This window comes from Mesorhizobium sp. M4A.F.Ca.ET.020.02.1.1 (genome assembly GCF_004022645.1).
Taxonomy (GTDB): Bacteria; Pseudomonadota; Alphaproteobacteria; order Rhizobiales; family Rhizobiaceae; genus Mesorhizobium.
In genome coordinates this window covers 1-6,138 of record NZ_RZOI01000353.1, presented here as the reverse complement: position 1 = coordinate 6,138, position 6,138 = coordinate 1, and the positions used below count along the sequence as shown (strand labels likewise).

Here is a 6,138-nt window from a genome sequence, read left to right as displayed (position 1 = left end):
GTGCCTTACGTGCAGGACGGCGCCAAGGTCTACCGCTTCACGGTCGCCTGGGGCGAGGAGCGATCGACCGACGACCTCGAAGGCCCGGTGACCAACAGTTCGGGGCGCCGTCCGGCCGAGGCCGAGGTGAGGGCGCTATTGCCGAAGTACACCGGCGTCATCATGCAGACGCCGCCGCAATTCTCAGCCATCAAGATCGCGGGCGAGCGCGCCTACGACCTTGCCCGCGAGGGCGAGACGGTCGACATACCGGCGCGCGAGATCGAGATCGGCCGCCTCGACATCGTCGAGCACGGCGCCGACCGCACCGTTTTCGAGGTCGAGTGCGGCAAGGGCACCTATGTACGCTCGCTCGCCCGCGACATGGGCCGCGACCTCGGCTGCTTCGGCCATATCGCGGAACTGCGCCGCGTCGAGGTCGAGCCTTTCACGCCGGAAGACTTCGTCACCATCGCCGAACTGGAAGCCGCGCGTTTCGGCGAACCCGATGCGGCGCAGGGCGATGCCGACGCCCCCGAAACACCCATCGACTTCGGCGCGATCGACGCGCTGCTGGTCGAGACCGCGGCGGCGCTCGATTGCTTGCCGCAGGTCGTGGTCAGCGACGACGCGGCGACCAGGATCCGGCTCGGCAATCCGGTTATCATCCGTGGCCGCGACGCGCCGGTCGAGGCCGAGGAGGCCTGCGCAACCGTGCGTGGCAGGCTGGTCGCCATCGGCGCCATCGAGCAAGGCATGTTCAAGCCCAAGCGTGTCTTTGCCGGGTAACGGCGTTCAGCTAGAGGGTTCATTGTTTCACGGAACGCCAAACCGCTCTATCTCCTTGTTTTGGGGCAATTCCGGACGGAAAACCGTTTCACACTTTTCTTGGAATTGCTCTAATTTCGCGGCGACACTGCGCTTGAGGGGGACATGGCAAAGGCTGAGACGATCAGGAAGCGCGCGCCGCTGAAAACAAGGCGGCCGCCGGTCGGCGCTTCGCCGGGCACGCTGATCGCCGACCCCGCGGCGCGGCGCAGCGAGCTCCGGCTGACGCTGATCTCGCCGGAGAAATTCAAAACCATCGAGAACGCCAGCATCGACGATCTTACTACGCATTGCGACCAGTGGCCGGTCGTCTGGCTGGATTGCACCGGTCTTGCCAACATCCCGCTGATCGAGGAGATCGGCCGCATCTTCAGCCTGCATCCGCTGGCGCTGGAGGATGTCGTCAACAGCGGCCAGCGGCCGAAGGTGGATTTCTTCGAGGACCACGCCTTTGTCGTCATGCGCATGATCGACGACGTCACGGCCCATCGCTACGAGCAGATCGCGGTCTTCTTCGGCAACAACTTCGTCGTCACCTTCCAGGAGCGCGAGGGCGACCCGTTCAATCCGGTGCGCAAGCGCATCGCCAGCTCGGTGCCGAATCGGCTGCGCGCGCGCGGCGCCGACTATCTCGCCTATGCGCTGATCGACGCCATCGTCGACAGCTATTTCCCGCCGATCGAGGCCGCCAGTGAACTGGTCGACAGCATCGAGGACGAGATGCTGCACGCGCCGCACAAGCAGCAGATGCGGCAGTTGCACGAGTTGCGGCGCGACGCCAATGTGTTGAAGGGCGTGCTTTGGCCGATGCGCGATGCGCTGGCGACGCTGATCCGCAACGACGTGCCTTACGTGAAAGCGGAGACCAAGGTCTTCTTCAACGATACGCTTGATCATTCGCTGCGGCTGATCGAATTGGTCGAAACCCAGCGCGACTTGCTGACTGGGCTGATCGAGATGCATCTGTCGCTTAGCCAGGCGCGCACCAATGACGTCATCTCCTATCTGACCATCGTCTCGGTGATCTTCATGCCGCTTACCTTCCTGGTCGGCGTCTGGGGCATGAATTTCGATCCTGACACATCGCCATGGAACATGCCGGAGCTGAAAGCCTATTACGGCTATCCCACCGCACTGGTGTTCATGGGCCTCGTTGCTGTCGGGCTCATTGCCTTCTTCAAATGGAAGAAGTGGTTGTAGTCGAACGCAAATCTTCGGTTTGACTGCAAAAGGCCTGCGACAAGCCGGCTCGTGAAATGGGCTGGCGTTTTCTGGGGAATTGCACTATATGCCCGGCAGCTTCGCGCCCTGACGCGTTGCTTGCACCGGCCCCTGCTGGACGACATCCCGGCTGAGGGCGTCCCGTTTCCTCCAACAGATAAGGAAAAACACGATGTCGATTACTGCCGAGCGCAAGAAGGAATTGATGACTGAATTCGCGACCGCCAAGGGCGATACCGGGTCTCCGGAAGTCCAGGTGGCCATTCTTTCCGAGCGCATCAAGAACCTGACCGACCACTTCAAGGACCACAAGAAGGATAACCATTCCCGCCGTGGTCTGCTCGCTCTCGTCTCCCAGCGCCGCAGCCTGCTTGACTATCTCAAGCGCAAGGACGACGCGCGCTATCAGACGCTGATCGAGAAGCTCGGTCTGCGCCGTTGACGAATTGACCGGCGGGCTTTCCTCGGGAGAGCCCGCCGGTCGCGCATTGGCGCATCGGATCTCTCCAGTGCGCCAATGAGGGAAATGAAGCGCCGCGCATCGGTTTGGATGCGCAAATGGACGCTTCGCAAAGTTCGCATTTGCGCAGGGCGCGTTTCGAGAGCCGAGGCTTTCGGGGTCATGCGCAAGGCCGTTCGGATCGATCGGCCACCCGGTTTCGAGAAAGCAGAGGGCCACTCGGAACCGCCCATGGACGGTCATGGGGCAGGATTGCAGGACGCTCGTGCGGCCATCGTGCCGAGATTGACATGAGCTTCCCGTTGTCTTGCCCGTGGCTGCCCGAGAAAAGAAGCCAGGGGAAAGGGCATCCGCGCATGATCAAGCAGCGCGACCCTTTCCGCATATGAAGGACAAGATATGTTCAACTACCACAAAGTGGAAATCGAGTGGGGCGGCCGTCCGCTCGTTCTGGAAACCGGCAAGATCGCCCGCCAGGCTGACGGCGCCGTGCTCGCCACCTACGGCGAGACCGTCGTCCTCGCCACCGTCGTTTCTATGAAGGAACCGAAGCCCGGCCTCGATTTCTTCCCGCTGACCGTCAACTACCAGGAAAAGACCTATGCCGCCGGCAAGATCCCGGGCGGCTACTTCAAGCGCGAGGGCCGTCCTAGCGAGAAGGAAACGCTGGTTTCCCGCCTGATCGACCGCCCCATCCGCCCGCTCTTCGCCGACGGCTACAAGAACGACACCCAGATCGTCGTCACCGTCGTCCAGCACGACCTCGAGAACGATCCGGACATCCTGTCGATCGTTGCCACCTCGGCAGCGCTGACGCTGTCGGGCGTCCCCTTCATGGGCCCGATCGGCGGCGCCCGCGTCGGCTACATCAACGGCGAATATGTGCTCAACCCGCATATTGACGAGATGGAGGAATCCAAGCTCGATCTCGTCGTCGCCGGCACGTCGGAAGCCGTGCTGATGGTCGAATCGGAAGCCAAGGAGCTCAGCGAGGAGCTGATGCTCGGCGCCGTGATGTTCGGCCACAAGGGCTTCCAGCCGGTGATCGACGCCATCATCAAGCTGGCCGAGGTTGCCGCCAAGGATCCGCGCGACTTCACCGCGCCGGACTATTCCGAGCTCGAAGGCGAGATGCTGAAGATCGTCGGCGATGAACTTCGCGATGCCTACAAGATCACCGACAAGCAGGCCCGCTACGCCGCCGTCGACGCTGTCAAGGCCAAGGTCAAGGCGGCGTTCGCCCCGGCCGAAGGTGAGGAAGCCAGGTACACGTCCGAGCAGATCGGCACCGTGTTCAAGGAACTCCAGGCCAAGGTCGTGCGCTGGAACATCCTCGACACCGGCTCGCGCATCGACGGCCGCGACCTCAAGACAGTGCGCAAGATCGTCTCCGAAGTCGGCGTCCTGCCGCGCACCCACGGTTCGGCGCTGTTCACCCGTGGCGAGACCCAGGCGCTGGTCGTCGCCACGCTCGGCACCGGCGAGGACGAGCAGTATGTCGACTCGCTGACCGGCATGTACAAGGAGAAGTTCCTCCTTCACTACAACTTCCCGCCCTATTCGGTCGGTGAGACCGGCCGCATGGGTTCGCCGGGCCGGCGCGAGATCGGTCACGGCAAGCTCGCCTGGCGCGCCATCCGGCCGATGCTGCCCTCCGCCGACCAGTTCCCCTACACGCTGCGCGTCGTCTCGGAGATCACCGAGTCCAACGGCTCGTCCTCGATGGCCACCGTCTGCGGCACCTCGCTGGCGCTGATGGATGCCGGCGTGCCGATCGCCAAGCCGGTTGCCGGCATCGCCATGGGCCTGATCAAGGAAGGCGAGCGCTTCGCGGTGCTCTCCGACATCCTCGGCGACGAGGACCACCTCGGCGACATGGACTTCAAGGTTGCCGGTACCGCCAGCGGCGTCACCTCGCTGCAGATGGACATCAAGATCGACGGCATCACCGAGGAGATCATGCAGATCGCGCTCGGCCAGGCCAAGGACGGCCGCCTGCACATCCTCGGCGAGATGGCCCACGCGCTGTCCGGTGCCCGCGCCGAGCTCGGTGAATTTGCGCCGCGCATCGAGGTCATGCACATCCCGACCGACAAGATCCGCGATGTCATCGGCTCCGGCGGCAAGGTCATCCGCGAGATCGTCGAGAAGACCGGCGCAAAGATCAACATCGAGGACGACGGCACGGTCAAGATCGCTTCATCCAACGCCAAGGAGATCGAGGCGGCCAGGAAGTGGATTCACACCATCGTTGCCGAACCGGAAGTCGGCGAGATCTACGAAGGCACGGTCGTCAAGACCGCCGACTTCGGCGCTTTCGTCAACTTCTTCGGTCCGCGCGACGGCCTCGTCCACATTTCGCAGCTGGCCAACGAGCGCGTCGCCAAGACCTCCGACGTCGTCAAGGAAGGCGACAAGGTATGGGTCAAGCTGATGGGCTTCGACGAGCGCGGTAAGGTCCGCCTGTCGATGAAGGTCGTCGACCAGGCTACCGGCAAGGAAATCGTGCGCGAGAAGAAGGCCGAAGGCGGCGAGGAAGACGCGGCCTGATCGGTCTGACCGGATAGTTGAGACGGGCGCGGCGATGTCGCGCCCGTTTTCGTTTAGGGGGCTTGTTTCCCACGGGGCAAGGAAATGTCAGTAGAGCCGCTGAAGACGCTGTTCCATCCCTATGAGGCCGAGGCCCTGCCCTTGCCCGGGATGGGCGAACGCGCGCTTTTTCTTGGCGCCGAGCCCGGTTTCCGCTTGCCCGAAGGGTTTGCTGCCGCGCTCCATCTCGTGCAGGGCTTCCGGTCGCATTTCCGTGCGCTGCAGGCGGCAGGCTTCGATGTCCTGCCGCGAGCGGAAGGCGCGAGCTTCGACACCGCACTCATGCTCGCCGGGCGCCATCGCGGCCAGAACGAGCTGCGTGTCGCCGAGGCGATCGAGCGCGTGGCAGCGGGCGGATTGATCGTGGTCGCGGGTGGCAAGGAGGACGGCATCGCGTCCCTGCGCAAACGCATCGATGAGCTCGTGCCGCTCGACGGCCACCTGCCCAAGCATCACGGCGTTGCCTTCTGGTTCCGCCGGCCCGTCGACGCAGGAGCGGCGGCGGTGCTGCGCGCGGCCAATCCGGCCGTTCTGGTCGAGGGCCGCTTCCACACCGCGCCGGGCATGTTCTCCTTCGATCGCGTCGACACCGGCTCGAAACTGTTGGTGGAAAGCCTGCCGGGCGACCTCAAGGGCATCGTTGCCGACTTCTGCGCCGGCTGGGGTTATGTGGCCGCCGAGGTCGCGCCCCGGTTCCCGGGCCTCACCGCGCTCGATCTCTTCGAGGCGGACTTCGAGGCGCTGGAAGCGGCGAAGGCCAATGTGAACAACACGTCCGCAGCGCCGCGTTTCTTCTGGGCCGATCTGCTCGGCGAGCCGGTCGAGCGGCGCTATGACGCCATCCTCATGAACCCGCCATTCCACCGCGGCCGGGCGGCCGAGCCCGAGGTCGGCGCCGGCATCATCCGGGCGGCGGGCAAGGCGCTGAAGCCTGGAGGGCGGCTGTTCATGGTGGCGAACCGCCAGTTGCCTTACGAAGCGGTGCTGGCGGCGGCCTTTTCGAGCCATGTCGAAGTCGCCCGCGACGGCATGTTCAAGGTGCTTTCGGCGCGCCTGTAATC

Annotated in this window: 5 protein-coding genes; all 5 read left to right on the top strand. The window is 64.0% G+C overall.

From position 1 onward, the window contains the following. Positions 1 to 768, top strand: a 768-nt coding sequence (truB, locus tag EN742_RS20795) for a tRNA pseudouridine(55) synthase TruB (RefSeq protein ID WP_128333219.1), incomplete at its 5' end; no start/stop codon positions are given. 144 nt (positions 769 to 912) lie between these two features. Next, positions 913 to 2,007, top strand: coding sequence for a magnesium/cobalt transporter CorA (gene corA / locus EN742_RS20790; RefSeq protein WP_127406244.1), 1,095 nt, complete (start codon positions 913 to 915; stop codon positions 2,005 to 2,007). A gap of 151 nt (positions 2,008 to 2,158) precedes the next feature. After that, positions 2,159 to 2,470 (top strand): 30S ribosomal protein S15, encoded by a 312-nt coding sequence (rpsO, locus tag EN742_RS20785; protein ID WP_281033073.1) that lies wholly within the window; start codon positions 2,159 to 2,161, stop codon positions 2,468 to 2,470. A gap of 417 nt (positions 2,471 to 2,887) precedes the next feature. Continuing rightward, positions 2,888 to 5,038, top strand: a complete 2,151-nt coding sequence (pnp, locus tag EN742_RS20780; protein WP_126056661.1) for a polyribonucleotide nucleotidyltransferase — start codon at positions 2,888 to 2,890, stop codon at positions 5,036 to 5,038. Between the two features lie 84 nt (positions 5,039 to 5,122). Then, positions 5,123 to 6,136 (top strand): class I SAM-dependent methyltransferase, encoded by a 1,014-nt coding sequence (locus EN742_RS20775; protein ID WP_127406640.1) that lies wholly within the window; start codon positions 5,123 to 5,125, stop codon positions 6,134 to 6,136. Positions 6,137 to 6,138: the final 2 nt, after the last annotated feature.

Coding starts and splice junctions, on each gene's coding strand:
- corA (WP_127406244.1), top strand. CDS start 913: ATGGCAAAGGCTGAGACGATCAGGAAGCGCGCGCCGCTGAAAACAAGG.
- EN742_RS20775 (WP_127406640.1), top strand. CDS start 5,123: ATGTCAGTAGAGCCGCTGAAGACGCTGTTCCATCCCTATGAGGCCGAG.
- pnp (WP_126056661.1), top strand. CDS start 2,888: ATGTTCAACTACCACAAAGTGGAAATCGAGTGGGGCGGCCGTCCGCTC.